We start from the raw sequence: 1347 nt of genomic DNA, 5'->3' as shown, positions 1-1347 counted from the left end.
TAATGCCGATCAGTTAAGTAAAAAATAACTTGAAAAATGGCTCAATGAGATCAAAATCCGATGAATGCTTTTCATCGGATTTTTTTATGCAAGTTTCTCAAGCTCTAGATATTATTAATAACTTTAAGCCCAATCAAGTCGAAACCCTAGCTGACTTACTCCCTCTTGAACTCATCAATGAAGCTTATGCATTGACCGATACCATTACGATGAGAAAGCGAAAACTAACATTAGAGTCAATGGCTTGGCTTCTTATAGGAATGGCCATTTATAACGATAAGTCCATGGCTGATGTAGTCAATATGCTTGATATTGTTGATCGAGAAGGCCGCCCTTTTGTTGCACCTAGTGCCTTAACGCAGCGGCGTAAGAGTCTTGGTGAGCAAGCGATGAAAGCGTTATTTGAATGCACACAAAAACATTGGAATGAGCAAGCGAATCACCCTCATTGGAATGGTCTAACACTACTTGGTGTTGATGGTGTTACATGGCGCACAGAGGATACAGCGGAAAATAATAAAGCCTTTAGTAAGCCAAGCTCAACACAGTACCCTCAGGTTAGAATGGTCTGCCAAATGGAATTAAGTAGTCACCTGATAACAGGCAGTGCGTTTGATGATTACAATGTCAATGAAATGGTACTCGCAGAGCAGTTAATCGATACCACGCCAGACAACAGTTTAACGTTATTCGACAGAGGGTTTTATTCTTTGGGGCTGCTACACAAGTGGCAAAGCACGGGGGATGAGCGCCATTGGCTAATCCCTCTTAAAAAGAATACGCAATATGAGATCATTAAGACACTTGGGCGCAATGATAAAATCGTACAACTAAGCTCAAATCCAAGGGCACGAAAACTATGGGCACAGCTGCCAGAGGTTGTTGAAGCGCGACTGATAAGCCGAAAAATTAACGGTAAAGAGTGTGTTGTTTTAACATCTATGATTGACCCAATGCGCTATCCGTCGGCAGATATTGGTGATTTATACAGTCACCGATGGGAAATAGAATTAGGCTTTAGAGAACAAAAGCAGTATATGCTTGGCAATAGGTTGTCTTTGAGAAGCAGGCTCCCGGAACTTGTAAAACAGGAGCTATGGGGGATTTTAGTTACCTATAATATGATACGTTATCAGATGGTGAAAATGTGTCATACGTTAAATGGTGATTATCTCCCTTACCAATTAAGTTTCAACGGCAGTTTGGCGCATATCGTCAGATTACTGGTTGGTTTACCGTATAGCTCGCCGGGAGCGATACCTCGGCAGATGAAGCATTTTTATACTATGGCGGGGAGCTTGATATTAGAACCACGAAGAGGAAGGACATTCCCCCGAACGGTAAAGC

Annotated in this window: 1 protein-coding gene; it reads left to right on the top strand. The window is 41.9% G+C overall.

Annotation, left to right across the window (positions count from 1 at the left end):
* Window positions 1–86: 86 nt before the first annotated feature.
* A partial coding sequence (locus Q8W26_RS17780; protein WP_305473876.1) for an IS4 family transposase occupies window positions 87–1347 on the top strand: 1261 nt, incomplete at its 3' end.

The organism is Psychrobium sp. 1_MG-2023 (assembly GCF_030689115.1).
GTDB lineage: Bacteria > Pseudomonadota > Gammaproteobacteria > Enterobacterales > Psychrobiaceae > Psychrobium.
The sequence above is the reverse complement of the archived record's forward strand: the minus strand, read 5'-3'. Positions and strand labels throughout refer to the sequence as shown.